The sequence below is a fragment of the Roseobacter sp. SK209-2-6 genome (assembly GCF_000169455.1).
Taxonomy (GTDB): Bacteria; Pseudomonadota; Alphaproteobacteria; order Rhodobacterales; family Rhodobacteraceae; genus Pseudophaeobacter.
The window spans coordinates 1-20236 of sequence record NZ_AAYC01000022.1; the positions used below are offsets into that span (position 1 = coordinate 1).

Here is a 20236-nt window from a genome sequence, read left to right on the forward strand (position 1 = left end):
ACGCCACCCCGTCTTCAAACCTGCTCTATAAGGTGCTTTTCCCTTGTAGGTGTTTGTCCGTCGGGACTGTCAGAGGGCGATCATAGCAATGCCAATTGCAATCAGGGTCGCCCAGATCAGACGGTGCAAGCCGCGCGGCTCTTTTAGGAGAATCGCGGCCAAAACCACGGAAACCGGAATTGAGACCTGTCTGACTGCGCTGACTGCGGCTGCCTCTGCCCCTTTCTGGAATACCCAAAGGATCAATAGATATGACAGGTAGGAGGAAAACCCGGCAAACAGGATCCGCCAGGGGTTCTGAGCCCAGCCTCGAATTACGCCCAGCAAGGGAGCTGATTGTGCACGGTCTTCCCATGCACGAAGGCTCGCCAATGAGAGGGTTACAAAGATGTAGGTCCAGAAAAGGAAGGGGGCGCTGCTGGCGCTCTGCATCGCAGTTGCATCAGAAATGGAATAGGCGGCTGAGCCAAGCATGGCTAGGCTCGCCATGGCAAAGGCCTTTGGGTCGTCCAGTAACCGACCTTTCCCTTTTTGTATCATCAAACCCGCATAGATGATCAGCCCCATGCCAAGAAGGGCTGCACCCGTGTAACTCTGATCCAGCAGGAGCCAACTGAAACCGGCGATCGCCAGGGGGGATGATCGCACAATTGGATAGTAGGCAGAAACATTGCCCCGACGAAGCGCCGAAAGGGTTCCGTAGTAATAGACCGTCAGCCCAATGGCGGAGGCCCCTACCAGGGGCCAGGTCTCCTGCGGCAGTATAGGCGCATGATTGCCCAGAAACATGTGTACTGCCGCAAAGACCACCCAGCTGAGACAGACGCCTGTATAACAAGAGACAGGATGCGCCACGCCTTTGAGCGTCAGATCCCTAAGTGGATGGCTAACCGCAGAGAGTAGGACAAGCAGGATCCAGGGGAGTTCCATCTAGGCGCTGTTCTTGGAAGTTGGACGATCCAGATAGGCATCAAAATGCACAGTGAATTGATCTTCAGCTATCTGAACGACGCCATAGGCTAGTGGTTCAACACTGTATTCGCTGCCAGCCCGATCGGGAACCAGAGGGATCTGGTGATTGGTGCTAGGAAGCGAGGTAAAGGAATAACCCCGCCAATTCACATAGGTCATTCGGTGGACATGGCCAAAAAAGATGTGCCGGATATTTTTTCCGACTTTCAGGGCCCGGTGCAGTGCGTCAGGGTCTCTGAGTTTGATCTCATCCACATAAGGAATTCCAATGTCAAAGGGCGGGTGATGCAGGAATAAATAGACAGGGCTCTCGCCAGCCTGTTCCAACTCCGCCTCCAGCCAGTCGAGCCGATCCCGACAAAGCTCCCCATCATGGGTGTCGGGCCCCCCGGTCAGTGTATCTAGAAAGAGGAACTTTGCCTCAGCGGCATTGTGGCTGTGCTGGACAAAGCCGGAAGCATCGCGCGGATGGTCTGTAAACACGTCCAGAAAATTTCCCCGCACATCGTGATTTCCCAGCATGAGGAAGCAGGGTAGCGGAAAATCCAGCAGCTTGTCCCGCAGCCAGCGATAGGCCTGTGGATCGCCCTCATCTGCGAGGTCGCCTGAGATCACACAGAAGGCAGCATCAGATTGCCAGCTAGCGATGTCCTCCAATACCCGAGAGAGATTGGCAGTAGGGTCGCAACCGCAGAGTTCGGCACCTGGGGCTATTAGATGAATGTCGGTGATGTGGATGAATTTCATGAGTTTGCCCTGCGTAACCTGCGCCTGTTTGGTCGACAAGAGCAGGAAGGGCGAGCCAATGATTGCCTATGCGCGCCAAAAAACTGGCGTTTTTACAGTATGCCGTTGTGCAAAAAAGAAACGGCGGCGCCCAGGGAGGAGGAGGGGCGCCGCCGTTCATTCCAGCATCTGAACCATAGGGAGGAGGAGAAGGGTCCAGCTGCATTCGGATCCAGCTTCTCAGCTGGTATAGGGTGCGGCGACATCAGGGAGGAGGAGGATGTCACCGCTTAGGACAGGCCCTGTTAGGGAGGAGGAGTAGGGCCTGATCTCTATTAGTTGTTCTCGTAGGCCGCCTGATAAGAGATCCGCTTGATCATGGAGGAGTTCAAACCCAGATCCGCCAGCTCACGGTTGCTAAGCGCGGAGAGCTCATTCACGGTCTTGCGATACAGACGATAACGGTTGAAGCGGATGCGCAGATCGTCCAGCCAGGCCATTGGGCTAGCGGCGATTGCAGCTTTGGAGGCGGTCATGTGATTTGCAGCGGCCATCGGAGTGTTCCTCAGAACTGTGTTTGGTTAGCGCCGTTTCCGGCTGTGTTGAGGCTAAGATAGGCGAATGCTGCGGCTGCACAATCCCTGGAGTCGGCAATGCCGCTATGCAGCAAATGCATGGGTCTTCAATTGCTTGCAGTAAACGCACATTTTTCCTGCAGCTTTATTGCTTTTGCGCAAAGAGCAGGCAGCACCCGCCACAATATATGTCACTGGTCATAGCTTTGGTGCTGGAAGTGGCGCTTGCAGCTTTTCTGCGTCGGGCTAAGGTGTGGAAAATTTCAGGCCCTGCGTTTTGCTCTGCGTTCCTGCCAAGAGCGGTAAGGCATCTACAGGCGGGAAGAGGAGAGTGCGATGTCCGTGACAAAAGAACAGGTGCAGGCGGCTTTGGCCCGGTTGGTCTTGCCGGATGGTGGAGATCTTGTGTCCCGCGATATGATCCGCGCGCTTAGTATCGCGGACCTCGATGGGAGAGAGGGCGTGGTGAAGGTCAGTTTTGTGATTGAAGCACCAAGTCCCGCAATCGCACAGCAGATGGAACCCCTGCGCCAAGCGGCAGAGAAGATGGTTCTCTCATTGGAGGGAGTTGAGGAAGCCTTTGTGGCTTTGACGGCCCATGGTCCCGTTCCGGCCTCTTCCGCAAGTGCACGAGGGGAGGCGCCCAGCTTGAAGATAGGTGGCCATGCCAAGCCTCAGGCTGGACCGATGAAGCCGCCTGGCGTTGGGCGCATTCTTGCTATCGCTTCAGGTAAGGGCGGCGTTGGGAAATCCACTGTGAGTTCCAACCTGGCGGTTGCCCTGGCGCGCCAGGGTCGAAAGGTCGGTTTGCTAGATGCTGATATCTATGGTCCAAGTCAGCCCCGGATGATGGGTGTGAACACACGCCCTGAAAGCCCGGATGGCAAGATCATCGAACCGTTGTACGCCCATGGGGTAACGCTCATGTCCATTGGTCTTATGCTGGCTGAGGATAAGGCGGTGGTTTGGCGCGGGCCTATGCTCATGGGGGCCTTGCAACAGATGCTCACGCAGGTGAACTGGGGAGAGCTGGATGTTCTGATTGTGGACCTGCCACCCGGCACCGGGGATGTGCAACTGACGCTCTGCACCAAGGCCGAACCCAGCGGGGCCATAGTGGTCAGTACTCCACAGGATGTCGCTCTCCTGGATGCGCGCAAAGCACTCGACATGTTCCGCACCCTCAAGACACCTGTTTTGGGATTGATTGAGAACATGTCCTTCTTCACCTGCCCGGATTGCGGGGGCGAGCATCAGATCTTTGGGCATGGAGGTATGGCTGCGGAGGCAGAAGCTTTGGGCCTGCCTCTACTTGGTCAGCTTCCAATCGATCTGGACACGCGGTTGGCTGGAGATCAGGGTGTGCCTATTGCCGCGGGCGATGGGCACATGGCTGAGGCCTATGCACAAATTGCCAAGGGTTTGGTTGCCGGCGGAATGGCCTGATTGATCTCTAAATCCTGATCAGGATGGGATCTCTCCCTGAGAGATCCCACCTTTGCATCCCCGCCAAGCTCGGAAACGCTCCAACATACGATTTTTCGAAATGCCAGTGCCCTGGTTGGGACTGGCTTGGGAAATTATGGGATCTTTGGGAAATCGTGGGATCCATGGGAAATTATGGGAGAGATCAAAAATCTGCCGCGACTTTGCACCCTTTTTCCCGACTCACTTGCGTGTCGAAACCGTAAACTCTGCAAAAATCCTCCGAATCGGTAGGTAGGAAATTTGATATTTCAAGTTACTCACAGAATTATCCACAGGAATCATGAGAAACATAACCGGAACGGACTAGTTTCAGAGTCTTAAAATCGGATTAACAGAGCATCTCTCTAAGAATTAGTGGTGCTGGGGTGAGCCAAATTTGCACCCTATATTTTGTGTTTGTTTTCCGCGCTTTTACAATTTGTGCCAAATTTTGCCAAATTTTGGGTATCAAATTTGGTGTTCTAAAGCCTGGAAAAATTTTGCGTCTGAAACTTTCCCTTTTAGTGGGTTGCCAGACCATGATTTCCCATAGTATCCCTTCTTTACCGGATGCGGTGATGAGCAAATAGGGGCAAAAAACGACCCCAAGCCAAAACGATAAGCAGGTTTCATACAGGCCATCTCAATATTCGGAAAAGAGAGATCCGGCGCGCGGGCGAGCAGACATCCCCCCAGGTGGCGCGCGCAGTCGGACACCCGCACAGCGGGACAGGTGGCGGGTTGATCAGTGGCAGCGGATCGACCCGCCCCTTTTACTTCTGGGGGCCGAAAAACGCAAAACGCGTATGAAAAGGACAGTATCTTGGGCCGCAGGTTCAGAGGTGAAAGCCACCATAAGGTGGATACAAAGGGGCGGGTGTCTATTCCGGCCTCCTTTCGCCGTGTGATCGAAGCCAGCGACCCGAACTGGAAATCCGGCGAAAACCCAGAGCTGGTCATTGTTTATGGCGATCATCGTCGCAACTTCCTGGAATGCTATACGATAGAGGCAATCGAAGAGGTCGATGCCAAGATCGACTCGCTGCCGCGCGGATCTATGCAACGCAAGATGCTGCAACGTATGTTTCATGGGCAATCCTTCCCAACCACGGTGGATGAGACCGGGCGCCTGGTCCTGCCTGCAAAACTGCGCAACAAAATTGATCTAGAAAAAGAAGCCTTCTTCATAGCCGCCGGAGATACCTTCCAGATTTGGAAGCCAGAGACCTATGAGGCTGAAGAATTGGCGCAGACTGAAAAATGGATGGAAGACCTGCCGGAGGATTTTGATCCGCTGGAATTCCTCGACGGCGGAGAGCTATAAGCCATGACAACGGACCAAAACACTGCCAATGGTCCTCACATTCCGGTCCTGCTGCGGCCATTGCTTGCGGCCGTGGCGCCGGTGTCTGGCCGGTGGCTCGATGGGACTTTTGGGGCTGGGGGCTATACGCGCGGATTACTGGAAGAGGGCGCCAGTCAGGTGATTGGCGTGGACCGGGACCCTCTGGCATTTGAGCTGGCGCAGCCCTGGGCGACTGAATATGGCGACCGCCTTCTCCTACAGGAAGGGGTCTTCTCTCGTATGGATGAATATGCCCAGGATCTGGACGGTGTTGTCCTGGATCTTGGTGTGTCCTCCATGCAGTTGGATTTGGCTGAGCGCGGTTTTTCCTTCATGCGTGATGGCCCTTTGGATATGCGGATGTCGCAATCCGGGCCTTCGGCAGCAGATCTGGTTGCAAATCTGGAAGAGGCGCAACTCGCTGATATCCTCTTTCAGTTTGGTGAGGAGCGCGCCAGCAGGCGGATTGCCAAGGCCATCGTCAAGGCCCGCGCCGAGGAGCCGATCACCACAACCCTGCAGCTGGCCTCTATTGTTGAGGGGTGTCTGCCCCGCTCAAAGCCTGGACAATCGCACCCGGCGACCCGCAGTTTCCAGGCCTTGCGGATTGCTGTGAACGCCGAATACGAAGAGCTGTTCAATGGTCTTTTGGCCGCGGAGCGGGCGTTAAAACCCGGAGGATTGCTGGCGGTGGTCACCTTCCATTCGGTTGAGGATCGTATGGTCAAGCGTTTTTTCCAGCATCGGGCTGGCAAAACCGGCCGTGCCAATCGCTATGCACCGGAGCTGGAAGAGGTGGAAACCCAGTTTGAACTGGTCACCCGCAAAGCGGTTGGCCCGGATGATGAAGAACTGGCGGAGAACCCCCGCTCCCGTTCCGCACGGTTGCGCGTCGGACGGCGTACCATGGCGGAACCGGTTGCGATCTCAGGCAAAGAGCTGGGGATGCCCCAGCTGAAGGAGCGGCGCAGATGAAGAGCCTGTTCTATGTGTTCACCGCTCTGGCGGTTTTTGGCCTGGCCTTCTGGGCTTACCGCGAAAACTACGCCACGCAACAGGTGTTGAAAGACACCCGTAGCTTGCGGTCCGACATCCGTGCAGCGCAGACCAGGTTGAGTGTACTGCGGGCCGAATGGGCCTACCTGAACCGTCCCGATCGACTGCGGGAATTGGCTGAGCTGAATTTTGAACGTCTGGGTCTTCTGCCATTGCGACCAGATCAGTTTGGTCGGGTGGATGAGGTCACCTATCCGGTGCAAGAGGATCTGGAAATCAGCCAGGGCGTTGATGTCTCGGGGCTGAATGCCGCTCAAACCGGGGGGCAGCGCCCATGATCCGCAAACCGCTTCGCCCTCTGGCCCGTATCCTGGATGCCCGTGCTAAGGGGGAGAATCCAGATTCAATCGAACGTGAAAACCTGCGGATCCGCCATGAAGAGATGCAGGCGAAGTCACGTCATCGTGCCGAAGGACGCTTGTTGGTGTTGGGGATCTTCTTTCTCTGCGCCTATGCGGCCGTTGCGGGGCGTATGGGTGTTCTCGCGACCTCTGAGCCGAGAGAGCCGGTGGCAGCTGCACCCGGCAGCGTTATTGCGATGCAACGCGCTGATATCGTTGACCGTCAGGGCCGTATCTTGGCCACCAATTTCGAAACCCATTCGCTATATGCACAACCTCCGCAGATGATTGATCCCATCGGTGCTGTGGATCGCTTGGTGGAGATCTTCCCGGATCTAGACCGTGAGCGACTGCTTGCGGACTTCACTGGCAAACGGAAATTCTTGTGGATCAAGAAGAAAATCAGCCCCGAACAAAAGCAGGCGGTGCATGATATCGGCGATCCTGGCCTGCTCTTTGGTCCGCGTGAGATGCGCCTTTACCCCAATGGGAGCGTCGCGGCCCATGTCCTGGGGGGGGCGGGCTTTGGCAAGGAAGGTGTAAGCGCAGCCGAAGTGATCGGTGTGGCCGGGGTGGAGCGTCAGTTTGATAGCTATCTGCGCGACCCGGCCAACGGCAGTAAACCCTTGCAACTCGCGCTTGATCTGACGGTGCAGGCCGCGGCTGAGCGGGTGCTGGATGGTGGCATGCGCCTGATGAATGCTAAGGGTGCTACATCTATCCTGATGGATGTACACACAGGGGAAGTGATTTCGGTCGTCTCCCTGCCGGATTTTGATCCCAATGACCGGCCACGTCCCCCCACTTCTGGGGATGACCCGTCGGTAAGCCCCTTGTTTAACCGCGCGGTCCAGGGGGTTTATGAGCTGGGCTCTACCTTCAAGATCTTTGCAGCTGCGCAGGCGGTTGATCTGGAGCTGGTCAATTCCGAGACGATCATTGATACGCGCGGGCCACTGCGTTGGGGGAAGTTTCTGATCAAGGATTTCCGGAACTACGGAAATGCGCTGTCGGTGTCCAAGATCATTGTGAAGTCTTCCAACATCGGGACCGCCCGTCTGGCACAGCAGATCGGCGCAGAGCGTCAGCAGAGCTTTATGGATGCCCTGGGCATGCTTGAGGCCACGCCGTTTGAGATCACAGAGGCACAGGGAGGCAAGCCCTTGTTGCCCAAAAACTGGTCAGAGCTTTCCGCAATGACGATCTCTTATGGGCATGGGATTTCCACCACGCCTATGCATCTGGCCGCGGGCTATGCGGCCATCGCCAATGGTGGTCGCTATGTCAGCCCGACAGTGCTGAAGCAAAATGGCCCGCAGTTGGGCAGCAGAGTCATGTCGGAAGAAGCCGCAGAAGCTGCACGCATCATGCTGCGCAAGGTCGTGACCGAAGGTACAGCCAGTTTTGCCCGTGTGCCGGGCTATCAGGTCGGTGGGAAAACGGGAACGGCTGATAAGCCAAAACCGCGTGGCGGGTATTACGACGAGAAGGTCATCGCAACCTTTGCCTCGATCTTTCCGGCGCATGATCCCAAATATGTTCTGGTGGTCACGCTGGATGAGCCTTCCATTATTGCCCATGGCGAAGAGCGGCGAACCGCAGGCTGGACTGCTGTGCCGGTTGCTGCCGAGATGGTGGGGCGCTTAGCCCCACTCTTGGGGCTCAGACCACAAGTTGATCCCGCAGAGGTGACTGATATAACGCTCACCTCAAACTAGGCCCGGATGGATGTCCTGGCAGAAATCAGGTGAGGGCCGCAGATGAGCAGCAACCCCGACAATCAAGATCTTTCGCGCCCGTTGAGCGAACTGGGGCTGACCGCGCGCGGAGGTGCAGACCCGGTTATCCACTCCATTTCCGTCGACAGCCGCGAAGCGCTGGAAGGTGGGCTTTTCGCGGCCCTTCCAGGTAGTCAGGTTCATGGGGCCAAGTTCATCCCCGCCGCGTTGGAACGTGGAGCCACGGCGATCCTGACGGATGCGAAGGGGGCGGAGATTGCGGCCCAGCCCCTGTCAGAAAGCCACGCGGCGGTGGTGATCGTTGAAGATCCACGCCAGGCCCTGGCCTATGCGGCGGCTCTTTGGTTTGGAGCGCAGCCCGAAACCATGGTGGCGGTCACGGGGACCAACGGCAAAACCTCGGTTGCCAGTTTCGTGCGGCAGATCTGGTGCGAGTTGGGTCATCAGGCGGTCAACCTGGGAACCACCGGTGTTGAGGGCGCCTGGAGCTACCCTCTGGCCCATACCACCCCAGAGCCGATCACCCTGCACCGCGCTTTGGCGCGGGCCGCAGCGGCGGGTGTTACCCATGCGGCGATGGAAGCCTCCTCCCATGGGCTGGATCAGGGGCGTCTGGATGGGGTGCAACTGGCCGCCGCCGGTTTTACCAATTTCACCCAGGATCATCTGGACTATCACAAGACCTTTGAGGCCTATTTCGCCGCTAAGGCCGGTCTGTTCCGGCGGGTGCTGCCAGAAGAAGGCGTTGCGGTCATCAATATGAATGATCCTCGCGGAGCTGAGATGCGCGCGATAGCTGCCGCGCGCGGGCAAGAGGTACTGACCGTGGGGCGGGGATTGGGGGATCTCAGTCTTTCAGGGCTGCGCTATGATGGAACCGGTCAGGACCTGCGCTTTGCCTGGCATGACAGGCCCTTTCAGTATCGATTGAACCTGATCGGTGGGTTCCAGGCCGAAAATGTACTCCTGGCCTGTGGTCTGGCTATTGCCAGTGGTGAAGACCCTGAGGCGGTCTTTGCGACCCTACCACATTTGACCACCGTGCGCGGTAGAATGGAACATGCCGCTACCCGCGAAAATGGTGCTTCGGTTTTTGTCGACTATGCCCATACGCCAGATGCGGTTGCCACGGCGATCAAGGCGCTGCGGCCGCATGTGCTGGGTCGCTTGTTGGCCATAGTTGGCGCTGGTGGCGATCGGGATGCGGGCAAGAGGCCCTTGATGGGGCAAGCTGCTGCGGAAAACGCTGATCTGGTGATCGTGACCGATGACAATCCGCGCACCGAAGATCCCGCAGCCATTCGCGCCGCCGTCAAAGGTGGTGCGCCGGAAGCACTGGAAGTGGGTGACCGTGCAGAGGCGATCCTCCGCGGGGTAGATCTGCTTGGGCCGGGGGACTCTCTTTTGATCTGCGGAAAAGGACACGAGAGCGGTCAAATCGTTGGCAGCGATGTGCTGCCCTTTGATGATGTGGAACAGGCCAGCATGGCCGTGGCTGTTTTGGATGGGAAGATGGTATGAGCGCACTCTGGACTTCGCAAGAAGCGGCGGTGGCCACTGCAGGTCAAGCCATCGGTGACTGGCAGGTAGACGGGATCTCGATCGATACCCGAACGCTGGAAGCGGGGGACCTCTTTGTCGCCCTCAAAGCTGTGCGCGATGGGCATGAATTTGTATCCCAGGCCTTGGAAAAGGGCGCAGGCGCTGCCCTGGTGACACACCGTCCAGACGATGTGGCAGAGGATGCCCCACTCCTGATTGTAGAAGATGTGCAAGCGGCATTGGAAGCTCTGGGTCAAGCAGCGCGGGCCCGCACATCCGCACGCGTGGTCGCGGTGACCGGATCTGTTGGTAAAACCTCCACCAAGGAAATGCTGGCGACTATGCTGGCAGACCAGGGCCGCACCCATGCTGCGGTTGCTAGCTACAACAATCACTGGGGCGTGCCGCTGACTCTGGCGCGCATGCCGCGTGAGACCGAATTCGCTGTCATCGAAATTGGAATGAACCATCCGGGTGAGATTGCTCCGCTGGCGCGTCAGGCGCGCCCGCATGTGGCCATGGTAACCACAGTCGCGGCCGTGCATCTGGAGGCCTTTGACGATGTCGCAGGGATTGCGCGCGAAAAGGCCGCCATCATGGAAGGGTTGGAGCCCGGCGGTGTCGCAGTTCTAAATGGAGATATTGCTGAAGCGCAGGTCCTGAAAGAGGAGGCCGAGCGTCTCGGCGTGCAGCACCTCTGGTTTGGCGAAAGCGGGCAGGGCTACCGGCTCTTGGAAACCCGGCTTGAGGGCGAGCATACTCTCGCCCAGGTGGAGATAGACGGCAAGCCACTGGAATTGCGGATCCAATCCTTGGGCGCGCATTTCGCTATGAACGCCCTTGGGGCATTGGTCTGCGTCGCGGGCCTAGGCGGGGATGCCCAACGTGCCGCACAGGTTTTGGCGCTCTGGTCCCCCGTCAAAGGGCGCGGCGCCCGCGTTGAGGTGCCAGTCGCAGGTGGGAAAATCCTGATCCTCGATGATAGCTATAACGCAAACCCCACCTCGATGGCCGCTGCACTAGAGGTGCTGGCCGCAACGCCAAACCCCGAAAAGGGTCGCAAGATCGCCTATCTGGGCGATATGGGGGAACTGGGTCCCAAAGAGGCAGAACTGCATCGGGGCATGGCGGATCTGAAAGCCGTGAGTGACATCGATTGCATCCATTGCATTGGGCCGTTGATGGCAAATCTTCACGCGGCACTGCCAGAGGCAAGGCGTGGAAAACACTACGCCACCTCATCAGATGCACTGCCGGACCTCGCCGGGCAGCTCTCCTGTGGCGATATTGTGCTGGCTAAAGGTTCTTTGAGCACCGGGTTAGGCAAGATCGTTGACGGCATCCGGGAATTGGGTCATGGCAAGGCCCACTCTTAAAACTTCGAAGACAATGAATGAGGACCAGCTGCAATGCTCTACTGGCTGACAGCGCTCTCGGATGGCGGCGACTTTTTCAACTTGTTCCGCTATATCACCTTCCGGGCGGGCGGTGCCTTTATGACCGCACTGTTCTTTGGTTTTATCTTTGGCAAGCCGTTGATCAATGTGCTGCGCCGCAAGCAGGGCAAGGGCCAGCCGATCCGCGATGATGGGCCAGAGGGGCATTTCTCTAAGGCAGGTACGCCCACCATGGGCGGTCTTCTGATTGTTGGGGCGCTTCTGACTGCAACTCTGCTCTGGGCGCGTCTGGATAACCCGTTTGTTTGGCTCGTCCTTTTTGTCACTATGAGTTTTGCGCTCATCGGGTTTGCGGATGACTATGCTAAGGTCTCCAAACAGAATACTGCGGGCGTCCCCGGCAAGGTTCGACTGGCACTGGGCATTGCCATTGCAGTGATTGCTGCGCTTTGGGCCTCTGCTTACCATCCGGAAATGCTGCAGAACCGCCTGGCATTGCCCGTCTTTAAGGATACGCTGATCAATCTGGGCCTTTTCTATGTACCCTTCTCCATCTGTGTGATCGTTGGGGCTGCCAATGCCGTCAACTTGACCGATGGGTTGGACGGGCTGGCGATTATGCCGGTGATGATCGCGGCTTCGACCCTGGGCGTTATTGCCTATGCTGTTGGACGCGTCGATTTCACCGAATATCTCGACGTGCACTATGTGCCAGGATCGGGCGAGATCCTGATCTTTACCGCAGCGCTCTTTGGTGGGGGGCTGGGCTTCCTGTGGTACAATGCGCCGCCCGCAGCTGTCTTTATGGGCGATACCGGCTCCTTGGCTTTGGGAGGTGCATTGGGGGCCATTGCGGTTGTCACCAAGCATGAGTTGGTTTTGGCAATCGTTGGTGGTCTTTTCGTGGTCGAAGCCCTCTCGGTTATCATTCAAGTGCTGTACTACAAGCGTACGGGCAAGCGGGTTTTCCTGATGGCGCCGATCCATCACCACTATGAAAAAAAAGGCTGGGCAGAACCTACCATTGTGATCCGCTTTTGGATCATCGCTCTGATCCTGGCCATGATCGGTCTGGCGACCCTCAAGGTTCGTTAATATCGCCAAATAGGTCCGGGCCCTTAGGTTGGGTGACTTTACTCCTCGTGAGTGGGCTTGTCCCTTTTTCAGCACCGGAGAATTCCACTGCAAGTTCCAGGAGTGGATGCTGAGCCTGTTTCAAGGGTAACGGGCCAGTGGCTCTCTTGTGCAGGGCTTCTCTGGTCTTGCATTTATCCGGTTGCTCTGCTCAGAGTGCCCCAAATTTGGGCCGGTCGGAGGGCAGGAAATGATCCCAGTCATTGGATATAATGGCGCAAAGGTTGCAGTGCTTGGCCTGGGCCGCTCAGGCTTGACCACTGCTCGGGCGTTGCGCGAAGGCGGAGCTGAGCCGATTTGCTGGGATGACAATCCTGCAGCGCGTGAGGCCGCGGAAGCGGAGGGGTTCACCTGCCGTGACCTGCATAAACAGGGCGGATTTGAAGATATCGCTGCTCTGGTGACCTCCCCCGGTATTCCCCATCTCTACCCGCAGCCAAACCCGGTGATCCGATCTGCGCTAGAGGCAGGAGTGCCGGTGGACAATGATATCGGGCTCTTCTTTGCGTCCTTTGCCCATCAGGGTTGGGACATGATGGACCAGCCTCCTAAAGTGGTCGCCATTACCGGGTCGAATGGCAAATCCACAACGGTTGCGCTCTTGCACCATATTCTTGAAAGCGTCGGCCGTGACAGCCAGATGGCGGGCAATATCGGTCGTGGCGTGCTGGACATCGATCCACCGGCCGATGGCGGCGTGGTTGTGCTGGAACTATCCAGCTACCAGACCGAACTGGCCCGAGCCCTGACGCCAGATGTGGCCATTCTGACCAATCTCTCAGAGGATCATCTGGAACGCCACGCGGGCCTGGGTGGTTACTTTGCGGCGAAACGTCGGCTTTTTGCAGAAGGTGGCCCAGACAGGGCCATCATTGGCATCGATGAGGATGAGGGGTTGTTCCTGGCGGGGCAGCTTTCACAGGCTGCGGTGGACGATCGTGTGATCCGGATCTCTGCCAAGAAAAAGTTGACCGGACCTGGGTGGCAGATCTTTGCCCGCAAAGGTTTCCTGTCAGAATATCGCAAAGGGCGGCAGGTTGCCTCTATCGATCTGCGCCAGATGACTGGATTGCCTGGGGAGCATAACCATCAAAATGCCTGCGCGGCTTATGCGGCTGCTCGGGTGTTGGGACTGGCCCCGCGTGTTATTGAGCAGGCCCTCGATAGTTATCCAGGGTTGCCGCATCGTAGTCAGACCATCGCTGAGGCGGCGGGTGTGCGCTATGTCAATGACAGCAAAGCCACCAACCTCGACAGTGCCATCAAAGCGCTGAGTGCCTTTCCTAAGATCCGCTGGATTTGCGGAGGCTTGGAAAAGGAAGGCGGGTTGTCTGCTTTGCAGGGGCAGACCAAAAATGTGCAGAAAGCCTATGTGATTGGGAGAGAGGCTGCAGGGTTTGCCATGCAGCTGGACGTGGAGGCAGAAGTCTGCACGACGATGGAGCAAGCGGTTGCGCGGGCCATGGAGGACGCGCAATCGGGGGAAACGGTTCTACTTGCACCTGCCGCAGCCAGTTTTGACCAATATGACAACTTTGAGCAGCGCGGTGATGACTTCGCCGCCCAGGTGCTGGGGCGTTTAGGCTAGGGCCCGAACCTTTGCCCAGTTGCGCAGCATTTTCTTTATAGGCCGATATCGCGCAGCAGATGCTCTGGCAGATGCCGGAGGCTGCTGCGCGCCAGATCCTGCAGGTCTGCCTGGGCCGCAGTGGATGACTTTTGCTGAGGCCAGATCAAAGACAAGTTGATGATTTTCCAAAGCCGGTTTTGCGAAACAGTTTGAGACATGGTTTCAATCCTTGTGTGTTCTGAACAGGATGTGGTCATTGTTGCAGCGAATGACCAATTGAAACTCAGTGGGTTTGGTATAAGCTGGTTTTATGAGTAGTCCCAAGCAGCCCTTGCCCCCCTTGCAGGCCGTACGCGTTTTTGAGGCCGCAGCGCGATTGGGCAGTTTCAGTCGTGCAGCCGATGAGTTGGCGATGACGCAGGCTGCGGTTAGCTATCAGATCAAACAATTGGAGGACCGCGCCGGGCAGCCCCTGTTCCGCCGTCTGCCGCGCGGCGTTGTGCCAACCTTGGCGGGCAAGGCCTTTCAGAGGCAAGCGGCTGAAGCTCTGGATCGGCTCCGGCAAGGCTGGGCGGAACTGCTTGGTGCAGAAGGAGAGGATCTGGTGATCAGTACCATCGCCAGTTTCGCGGCCTTTATTCTGGGACCCTGGCTAGGACTGTTCCAGGTTGCCAATCCTGGAATTACGACAAGAGTTGATGTGAACCCGCGGCCCGCAGATTTGCTGGCCGGGGAAGCCAGCATCGCCATCCGGGCCGGTCGCGGGGACTGGCCTGGGCTTGCTGCTGACCTTCTGATCCGGGCAAGTTACACGCCCTATCTCACCCCGGCGCTGCTGGAGGAACATGGGCCTTTCAACACCCCGTCAGATCTGCTGCGGGTGCCATTGATTGACGCCTCTGACCCGGCCTGGGCCATCTGGTTCCGCGACGCCGGGGTGGAGCCGCCCAAGAGTCTGGAGCGCCATAGCCTGGGCTCGCAGTTACTGGAGGTCCAAGCCGCTCTGGCGGGGCAGGGTGCATGCCTGCTGACACCCGCCTATGCCCGCGGCCTGGTGAAAAGCGGCGCCCTGGTGCAGCCCTTTGATCTGGTGACAGAGGATGATATTTCGATCTGGCTGGTCTATCCCGAAGCGCGCCGTGAGGCCCCAAGCATCGTGGCTTTTCGGAACTGGCTAATGGCGCAAATCAAAGAACTGGCGGAAAGCTCGGTCTGATCGACGCCTTGCTATAGTGGCATCAGCTCGCGGCGATTGCCGTTCCAGCAGCATAGCCAGAAGCCCAGGCCCATTGGAAATTGTAGCCACCCAGCCAACCAGTGACGTCCACGGCTTCACCAATGGCAAAAAGGCCGGGGCATTTGCTGGATCCCATGGTCTTGGAGGAAAGCTCCTGCGTGTCAATGCCGCCGATTGTGACCTCAGCGGTGCGATAGCCTTCGGTGCCCGAGGGTAAAAGCTGCCAGTCTTGCAAGCGGTCGCATAGCGCGCGCAAGGCCATGTCGGATTGATCCGCCAGCTTCCCCTTGATGCCAAGCTCCGTAGCGAGGAAGTCCACCAAGCGCGCGGGCAAATGGCGTGAAAGCTCAGTTGTGAGGTCTCGACGTCCCTGGATTTGGCGCTGCTCTCTCAAGATTTCAAAGAGCGCGATTTCCGGGGTCAGATTGACGTGGATATGTTCCCCTTCGCGCCAGTAGGAGGAAAGCTGAAGTACAGATGGTCCAGACAGGCCGCGATGAGTGAACAAAAGCGCTTCGTCAAAGCTGGTCTGTTGGTTGGACAATCGCGCGGGTAGGGCGGTACCAGACAATGCCTTGAAGCGCCCGTCGGTGAAGGTAAAGGGCACCAGCCCAGCACGGGTGTCCGTCACTTTTAGGCCGAATTTCTGCGCAAGGTCATAGGCTAGCCCTGTGGCCCCCATTTTGGGAATGGATTTCCCGCCCGTTGCAAGAACCAGGTTTTGACAAGTGATCGTGACCGGTTTTCCTTCGCGCTCCAGCGCCACACGAAACCCGGGATCTGTCCTTTCAACATTCATGACCTTGGTTTGAAGCCAAAGATCTGCGCCAGCCTGTTTAAGCTCAGCCACCAGCATGGCTACGATTTCCTTGGCTGAGGTGTCACAGAAGAGTTGGCCCAGAGTCTTTTCGTGCCAGGCAATCCCGTGCCCATCCACCAAGGAGATAAAGTCCCATTGGGTATAGCGTGAGAGCGCGGATTTGCAGAAATGTGGATTTGCAGAAATGTAATTCTCTGGTCCTGCATAAAGATTGGTGAAGTTGCAGCGTCCGCCACCAGAGATCCGGATTTTCTCTCCAGGGGATTTGGCGTGATCGATCACCAAACAGTCCGAACCAGCATGGGCCGCGCACATCATGCCGGCGGCACCCGCGCCAAGAATCACAGTTTTTTTCCACATATGCGGCTTGCACCATGGGGGCGGGCATTCTGCAAGTCTCTAACAGGGCTCTCTTGGGCCAAGTTGCGATTTCCTGCCTCTGAACCATCTAGAGGCTGGCCTGACCGGCAATTCCGGGCTACTGTGACTAAAAGGATCCCGAAAACGGGACCATTTTGAGGCAAAAACAATCGCGGCGGTGCTTCCATGACTGAGATGGTCTATGGGGCGGTTCCCATTCAAGCGGGTGAACCGATCCTTCCGAAATGGTGGCGGACACTGGACAAATGGTCTGTGTCCTGCGTCCTTTTGCTCTTTGTGCTTGGGCTTTTGCTGGGCTTGGCGGCCTCGGTCCCTCTGGCAGAGCGCAATGGCTTTGGCAATTTCCACTATGTGCAGCGACAGGCTTTCTTTGGCATCACCGCCTTGATTGCGATGATCGTGACTTCGATGATGTCACCAACTCTAGTGCGTCGCCTTGCGGTTCTGGGATTTGCCTGCGCCTTTGTGGCGCTCGCACTGCTGCCTGTTTTTGGCACCGATTTTGGCAAAGGAGCGGTGCGCTGGTACTCGCTTGGCTTTGCTTCCCTGCAGCCTTCTGAATTCCTGAAACCCGGCTTTATCGTTGCTGCTGCCTGGATGATCGCTTCTAGCCAGCAGATCAATGGGCCTCCGGGGACCTTGATTTCCTTTGGTCTCTGCATGGCGGTTGTCATGATGCTGGTTATGCAGCCCGATTTCGGCCAAGCCTGCCTGATCCTCTTTGGCTGGGGCGTGATGTATTTTGTTGGCGGTGCGCCGATGATCCTGTTGCTTGCTATGGCGGCTGTTGTGGTCTTGGGGGGCATTGTTGCCTATTCAAACTCAGAGCATTTTGCCCGCCGCATCGATGGCTTTTTGAACCCTGAAATCGATCCCACCACGCAGATGGGCTATGCCACCAATGCGATCCGCGAAGGCGGGCTTTTTGGTGTTGGCGTAGGGGAAGGGCAGGTGAAATGGTCCCTTCCTGATGCGCATACGGATTTCATCGTGGCTGTCGCGGCAGAGGAATACGGGCTTATCCTGGTTCTGGTCCTGATCAGCCTTTACGCCATGGTGGTTGTTCGCTCGCTGTTCCGCCTGATGCGCGAACGCGATACCTTTATCCGCCTCGCAGGGACCGGTCTGGCCTGCATGTTTGGCGTTCAGGCAATGATCAACATGGGCGTGGCGGTGCGGCTCTTGCCGGCTAAGGGCATGACTCTCCCTTTTGTCAGCTACGGCGGCTCTTCGCTCATTGCAGGGGGCATTGCGCTTGGAATGCTCTTGTCTTTTACCCGTACACGACCACAGGGTGAGCTCGCGGATTTCCTGCGTGGCAGGGGCCGGGGCTAGCGCTCCTGGCAGTAGTTTGAAAATACGGCGGACGATGAAACAGAAACTGCTTTTGATGGCAGCTGGCGGTACGGGCGGGCATATGTTCCCGGCCCAAGCCCTGGCAGAGGCAATGTTGCGCAAGGGCTGGCGCGTGAAGCTTTCGACGGATGCGCGCGGTGCGCGCTATACCGGCGGCTTTCCCCATAGTACTGAGATCTCAGAGGTCTCCTCGGCGACCTTTGCCCGTGGTGGAATACTGGCCAAAGCCCTGGTTGCGCCTAAGATCGCAGCCGGAGTTCTCTCCATGGCGCTGCAGATGCGCAAAGATCGCCCCGATGCGGTGATCGGTTTTGGTGGCTATCCTTCCATTCCGGCACTTGGAGCGGCGACGCTGCTAAAGTTGCCGCGCATGATCCATGAGCAAAATGGCGTGCTGGGCCGGGTCAATCAGCTCTTTGCCACCCGCGTGGCAGGGGTTGCCTGCGGCACCTGGCCAACGGATCTACCAGAGAATGTTCCGCATGAGCATGTCGGCAACCCGGTGCGGACTGCAGTGATGGAGCGTGCAGGGGCCGGCTACATCGCGCCGGGCGACTATCCAATGTCCATCCTTGTGATGGGTGGCAGTCAGGGTGCTCGGATCCTGTCTGACGTGGTGCCTGCCGCTATTGCAGCTCTGCCCGACGAGATCCGCCGCCACTTGCGCATCTCGCATCAGGCCCGCGAAGAGGACCAAGCCCGTGTCGAAGAGTTCTATGCGAGTCATGGCATTCCGGCGGAAGTGCAGCCTTTCTTCCATGACGTACCTGCCCGCATGTCCGAGGCGCAATTGGTGATCTCCCGTGCGGGCGCCTCGTCGGTGGCGGATATCTCAGTGATCGGGCGCCCATCCATTCTGGTGCCCTATGCTGCGGCAACTGGCGATCACCAAACCGCCAATGCCCGTGGGCTGGTTGAGGCAGGCGGTGCCATCATGATCCCGGAAAGCGCTCTTGACGCCGCCGCACTGGCGGAGCAAATGACCGCAGTTTTGAGCAACGCGGGTGCAGCCAATCAAATGTCGCTCTCCGCATTACAAGCTGGCGTTCCCGATGCTACCGAGAGATTGGTGGCCTTGGTCGAGCAGCTGGCAGAGGAAGGATAAAAACATGAACCCTGCAACCAAGCTGCCCGGCGACGTTGGCCCCATCCATTTCGTTGGCATTGGCGGCATCGGCATGTCCGGCATTGCCGAGGTGCTGCTGAACCTGGGCTATGTGGTGCAGGGATCTGATCTCAAAAGCTCAAAAATCACCAAGCGGCTGGAAGAATTGGGGGCGTTGATCTTTACCGGACAAAAGGCCGAGAACCTGGCCGAGGCTGCGGTGGTGGTCATTTCCTCTGCGATCAAGCCCGGCAACCCGGAACTAGACGAAGCCCGTCTTCGCGGGCTGCCAGTGGTGCGGCGCGCAGATATGCTGGCAGAGCTGATGCGGCTGAAGTCCAACATCGCCATTGCCGGCACCCATGGCAAAACCACCACCACTACAATGATGGCAGAACTGATGGTTGCGGGAGGCTTTGACCCCACCATCATCAATGGCGGCATCATCCATGCTTATGGCTCTAACGCGCGGATGGGGCAGGGTGAATGGATGGTGGTTGAAGCGGATGAGAGCGATGGCTCCTTCAATCGTCTGCCCGCGACGATTGCGGTGGTTACCAATATCGACCCGGAGCATATGGAGCACTGGGGGGACTTTGACACCTTGCGCCAAGGGTTTCACGATTTCGTCTCCAATATTCCGTTCTATGGCATTGCGGTTTGCTGCACCGATCACCCAGAGGTTCAGACGCTGGTGGGTCGGATCTCTGATCGGCGAGTGGTAACCTATGGGTTTAATGCGCAAGCGGATGTGCGTGCCTCTAACCTGACATACAAGGGTGGGGTTGCGCATTTTGATGTGCATCTGCAAGCCGAAGACCGTGTGATCGAGGGCTGCACCCTGCCGATGCCTGGCGACCACAATGTTTCCAATGCTCTTTCGGCGGTTGCTGTGGCACGGCATTTGGGAATGAACAGTTCTGAAATCCGTGAGGCTCTGGCAGCCTTCGGCGGAGTGAACCGCCGCTTCACCAAAGTGGGCGAAGTGGATGGGGTAACCATCATCGACGATTACGGTCACCACCCGGTTGAGATAGCCGCCGTGCTGAAGGCCGCGCGTCAGGCCTGTGAGGGGCGCGTCATCGCTGTACATCAGCCACACCGTTATTCGCGCCTCTCCAGCCTGTTTGACGATTTCTGCGCCTGTTTCAACGAAGCTGATGTTGTTGCCATCGCCGAGGTTTTTGCCGCAGGCGAAGACCCGATCGAAGGCGCTAGCCGGGATGATCTTGTCGCTGGACTGGTTCGCCACGGGCACCGCCACGCGCGTGCCCTGATGGATGAGGGAGACCTAGAGCGCCTGGTGCGCGAGCAGGCTCGCCCTGGAGACATGGTTGTTTGCCTTGGGGCAGGAACAATCAGCGCTTGGGCAAATGGCCTGCCAGAGCGTCTGGCGGTCTGCCCCCTGCCTTTGAGTTGAAATTCTTGAATTTGGCCCGCAGGAGGGGCACAGAATAGCAGAACACAAGGGAG

General features: G+C 57.6%; 18 protein-coding genes. 13 read left to right on the top strand and 5 right to left on the bottom strand.

Features of this window, described 5'->3' with window-relative positions:
* Positions 1-69: 69 nt before the first annotated feature.
* The 3 genes from RSK20926_RS21350 to RSK20926_RS21365 form a co-directional block, all read right to left on the bottom strand.
* Positions 70-930: an EamA family transporter gene (locus tag RSK20926_RS21350; protein WP_008209964.1), complete on the bottom strand. Its 861-nt coding sequence runs from the start codon at positions 928-930 to the stop codon at positions 70-72.
* Entirely contained in the window at positions 931-1719 is a 789-nt protein-coding gene (locus RSK20926_RS21355) for a phosphodiesterase (protein WP_037256278.1), read from the bottom strand.
* A 314-nt stretch (positions 1720-2033) separates the two neighbouring features.
* Complete coding sequence (locus RSK20926_RS21365) at positions 2034-2252, bottom strand: DUF1127 domain-containing protein (protein WP_008209970.1); 219 nt, start codon at positions 2250-2252, stop codon at positions 2034-2036.
* A 357-nt stretch (positions 2253-2609) separates the two neighbouring features.
* Here RSK20926_RS21365 and RSK20926_RS21370 point away from each other — a divergent pair, with 357 nt between their 5' ends.
* The 9 genes from RSK20926_RS21370 to murD all read left to right on the top strand — a co-directional run bounded on the left by RSK20926_RS21370 (position 2610) and on the right by murD (position 13882).
* The gene (locus RSK20926_RS21370; RefSeq protein WP_008209971.1) at positions 2610-3719 is read left to right on the top strand and encodes an Mrp/NBP35 family ATP-binding protein; all 1110 of its coding nucleotides are present in this window, start codon (positions 2610-2612) and stop codon (positions 3717-3719) included.
* Between the two features lie 844 nt (positions 3720-4563).
* Positions 4564-5064: a division/cell wall cluster transcriptional repressor MraZ gene (gene mraZ, locus RSK20926_RS21375; protein ID WP_198136606.1), complete on the top strand. Its 501-nt coding sequence runs from the start codon at positions 4564-4566 to the stop codon at positions 5062-5064.
* Between the two features lie 3 nt (positions 5065-5067).
* Positions 5068-6060 carry a 16S rRNA (cytosine(1402)-N(4))-methyltransferase RsmH gene (gene rsmH, locus RSK20926_RS21380; RefSeq protein ID WP_008209974.1) on the top strand — a complete coding sequence of 331 codons (993 nt, stop codon included), beginning with the start codon at positions 5068-5070 and terminating at the stop codon, positions 6058-6060.
* Entirely contained in the window at positions 6057-6419 is a 363-nt protein-coding gene (gene ftsL, locus RSK20926_RS21385; protein ID WP_008209975.1) for a cell division protein FtsL, read from the top strand. Before rsmH ends, ftsL begins: the two co-directional genes overlap by 4 nt.
* On the top strand, positions 6416-8200 hold the full coding sequence (locus tag RSK20926_RS21390; protein WP_008209976.1) for a peptidoglycan D,D-transpeptidase FtsI family protein: 1785 nt from the start codon (positions 6416-6418) through the stop codon (positions 8198-8200). The genes ftsL and RSK20926_RS21390 overlap by 4 nt, the downstream gene beginning before the upstream one ends.
* Before the next feature lie 42 nt (positions 8201-8242).
* Entirely contained in the window at positions 8243-9742 is a 1500-nt protein-coding gene (locus RSK20926_RS21395; RefSeq protein ID WP_008209977.1) for a UDP-N-acetylmuramoyl-L-alanyl-D-glutamate--2,6-diaminopimelate ligase, read from the top strand.
* Positions 9739-11139 (top strand): UDP-N-acetylmuramoyl-tripeptide--D-alanyl-D-alanine ligase, encoded by a 1401-nt coding sequence (locus RSK20926_RS21400; RefSeq protein WP_008209978.1) that lies wholly within the window; start codon positions 9739-9741, stop codon positions 11137-11139. Before RSK20926_RS21395 ends, RSK20926_RS21400 begins: the two co-directional genes overlap by 4 nt.
* Before the next feature lie 33 nt (positions 11140-11172).
* Positions 11173-12255 (top strand): phospho-N-acetylmuramoyl-pentapeptide-transferase, encoded by a 1083-nt coding sequence (gene mraY / locus RSK20926_RS21405; protein ID WP_008209980.1) that lies wholly within the window; start codon positions 11173-11175, stop codon positions 12253-12255.
* 229 nt (positions 12256-12484) lie between these two features.
* Positions 12485-13882, top strand: coding sequence for a UDP-N-acetylmuramoyl-L-alanine--D-glutamate ligase (gene murD, locus RSK20926_RS21410; RefSeq protein ID WP_008209982.1), 1398 nt, complete (start codon positions 12485-12487; stop codon positions 13880-13882).
* Positions 13883-13917: 35 nt separating this feature from the next.
* On the opposite strand, the gene RSK20926_RS22950 is transcribed toward murD, so the two are convergent.
* On the bottom strand, positions 13918-14082 hold the full coding sequence (locus tag RSK20926_RS22950) for a hypothetical protein (protein WP_008209984.1): 165 nt from the start codon (positions 14080-14082) through the stop codon (positions 13918-13920).
* Positions 14083-14174: 92 nt separating this feature from the next.
* Between RSK20926_RS22950 and RSK20926_RS21415 the strand changes: the two genes are divergently transcribed.
* Positions 14175-15080: a LysR substrate-binding domain-containing protein gene (locus tag RSK20926_RS21415; protein WP_008209988.1), complete on the top strand. Its 906-nt coding sequence runs from the start codon at positions 14175-14177 to the stop codon at positions 15078-15080.
* Positions 15081-15102: 22 nt separating this feature from the next.
* Here the strand turns inward: RSK20926_RS21415 and RSK20926_RS21420 are convergent, their stop codons facing one another.
* A complete protein-coding gene (locus RSK20926_RS21420; RefSeq protein ID WP_008209990.1) occupies positions 15103-16281 on the bottom strand; it encodes an NAD(P)/FAD-dependent oxidoreductase in 1179 nt (392 codons plus the stop codon).
* A gap of 186 nt (positions 16282-16467) precedes the next feature.
* Between RSK20926_RS21420 and ftsW the strand changes: the two genes are divergently transcribed.
* Genes ftsW through murC form a run of 3 tightly spaced genes read left to right on the top strand, consistent with a single transcriptional unit; the run spans position 16468 to position 20183 of the window.
* Positions 16468-17637, top strand: coding sequence for a putative lipid II flippase FtsW (ftsW, locus tag RSK20926_RS21425; protein ID WP_008209991.1), 1170 nt, complete (start codon positions 16468-16470; stop codon positions 17635-17637).
* Between the two features lie 34 nt (positions 17638-17671).
* Entirely contained in the window at positions 17672-18763 is a 1092-nt protein-coding gene (locus RSK20926_RS21430; RefSeq protein WP_008209993.1) for a UDP-N-acetylglucosamine--N-acetylmuramyl-(pentapeptide) pyrophosphoryl-undecaprenol N-acetylglucosamine transferase, read from the top strand.
* Positions 18764-18767: 4 nt separating this feature from the next.
* Positions 18768-20183 (top strand): UDP-N-acetylmuramate--L-alanine ligase, encoded by a 1416-nt coding sequence (gene murC, locus RSK20926_RS21435; RefSeq protein WP_008209994.1) that lies wholly within the window; start codon positions 18768-18770, stop codon positions 20181-20183.
* Positions 20184-20236 lie beyond the last annotated feature (53 nt).

What these genes read in the sequence shown, in the direction of transcription:
- RSK20926_RS21350 (WP_008209964.1), bottom strand. Translation starts at nt 930, where the DNA reads ATGGAACTCCCCTGGATCCTGCTTGTCCTACTCTCTGCGGTTAGCCAT.
- RSK20926_RS21355 (WP_037256278.1), bottom strand. Translation starts at nt 1,719, where the DNA reads ATGAAATTCATCCACATCACCGACATTCATCTAATAGCCCCAGGTGCC.
- RSK20926_RS21365 (WP_008209970.1), bottom strand. Translation starts at nt 2,252, where the DNA reads ATGGCCGCTGCAAATCACATGACCGCCTCCAAAGCTGCAATCGCCGCT.
- RSK20926_RS21370 (WP_008209971.1), top strand. Translation starts at nt 2,610, where the DNA reads ATGTCCGTGACAAAAGAACAGGTGCAGGCGGCTTTGGCCCGGTTGGTC.
- rsmH (WP_008209974.1), top strand. Translation starts at nt 5,068, where the DNA reads ATGACAACGGACCAAAACACTGCCAATGGTCCTCACATTCCGGTCCTG.
- ftsL (WP_008209975.1), top strand. Translation starts at nt 6,057, where the DNA reads ATGAAGAGCCTGTTCTATGTGTTCACCGCTCTGGCGGTTTTTGGCCTG.
- RSK20926_RS21390 (WP_008209976.1), top strand. Translation starts at nt 6,416, where the DNA reads ATGATCCGCAAACCGCTTCGCCCTCTGGCCCGTATCCTGGATGCCCGT.
- RSK20926_RS21395 (WP_008209977.1), top strand. Translation starts at nt 8,243, where the DNA reads ATGAGCAGCAACCCCGACAATCAAGATCTTTCGCGCCCGTTGAGCGAA.
- RSK20926_RS21400 (WP_008209978.1), top strand. Translation starts at nt 9,739, where the DNA reads ATGAGCGCACTCTGGACTTCGCAAGAAGCGGCGGTGGCCACTGCAGGT.
- mraY (WP_008209980.1), top strand. Translation starts at nt 11,173, where the DNA reads ATGCTCTACTGGCTGACAGCGCTCTCGGATGGCGGCGACTTTTTCAAC.
- murD (WP_008209982.1), top strand. Translation starts at nt 12,485, where the DNA reads ATGATCCCAGTCATTGGATATAATGGCGCAAAGGTTGCAGTGCTTGGC.
- RSK20926_RS22950 (WP_008209984.1), bottom strand. Translation starts at nt 14,082, where the DNA reads ATGTCTCAAACTGTTTCGCAAAACCGGCTTTGGAAAATCATCAACTTG.
- RSK20926_RS21415 (WP_008209988.1), top strand. Translation starts at nt 14,175, where the DNA reads ATGAGTAGTCCCAAGCAGCCCTTGCCCCCCTTGCAGGCCGTACGCGTT.
- RSK20926_RS21420 (WP_008209990.1), bottom strand. Translation starts at nt 16,281, where the DNA reads ATGTGGAAAAAAACTGTGATTCTTGGCGCGGGTGCCGCCGGCATGATG.
- ftsW (WP_008209991.1), top strand. Translation starts at nt 16,468, where the DNA reads ATGACTGAGATGGTCTATGGGGCGGTTCCCATTCAAGCGGGTGAACCG.
- RSK20926_RS21430 (WP_008209993.1), top strand. Translation starts at nt 17,672, where the DNA reads ATGAAACAGAAACTGCTTTTGATGGCAGCTGGCGGTACGGGCGGGCAT.
- murC (WP_008209994.1), top strand. Translation starts at nt 18,768, where the DNA reads ATGAACCCTGCAACCAAGCTGCCCGGCGACGTTGGCCCCATCCATTTC.